The 520-nt window shown below is 58.1% G+C and carries 1 pseudogene; it reads left to right on the top strand.

From position 1 onward, the window contains the following. Window positions 1–387 (top strand): annotated as a pseudogene (locus tag HT737_RS31070) (choline dehydrogenase); the annotation flags it as partial. Between the last annotated feature and the right edge of the window lie 133 nt (window positions 388–520).

The raw sequence follows: 520 nt of genomic DNA, 5'->3' as shown, positions 1-520 counted from the left end.
CTGTATCGCCACGACACCCTTAACGAAACCCTGCACGACAACCTGCACGAACTGTTCGGCGAGTCGAACATCGAGACTTTCGAGCATTTGGCGCTGATCGTGCGCAAAGGGCATCTGGTGGATTTCAAGGGCAACGATGTGTACATGCCGCATTTTGAGCGGCTGACCATGCCGATCTGCTTTATCAGCGGCGCGGAGAACCAGTGTTACCTGCCGGAAAGCACGCTCAAGACCTACCAGCGCGTCTGCGCAGTCCACGGGCCGGAGCGTTACAGCCGGCATGTGGTGCCGGGTTACGGCCACATCGATTGCATGTTCGGCAAGAACGCGGTGGTGGATGTGTATCCGATCATCCTTGAGCACCTGGAGAAAACGGCCCTCGGTTGAGATCGATTACTGATTTCTGTGTTGAGGAGATTCTCTGTGGCGAGGGGATTCATCCCCGATCGGCTGCGCAGCAGTCGTAAAACCTGAGCGCGCGCTGATCCTGACAGACCGCGCTGGCGGGGGTTTTGGGGGC

The sequence above is a fragment of the Pseudomonas sp. MD195_PC81_125 genome, assembly GCF_014060985.1.
Taxonomy (GTDB): domain Bacteria; phylum Pseudomonadota; class Gammaproteobacteria; order Pseudomonadales; family Pseudomonadaceae; genus Aquipseudomonas; species Aquipseudomonas parakoreensis.
Note: the sequence above shows the minus strand (reverse complement) of the source record. Positions and strands in the feature narration are given on the sequence as shown.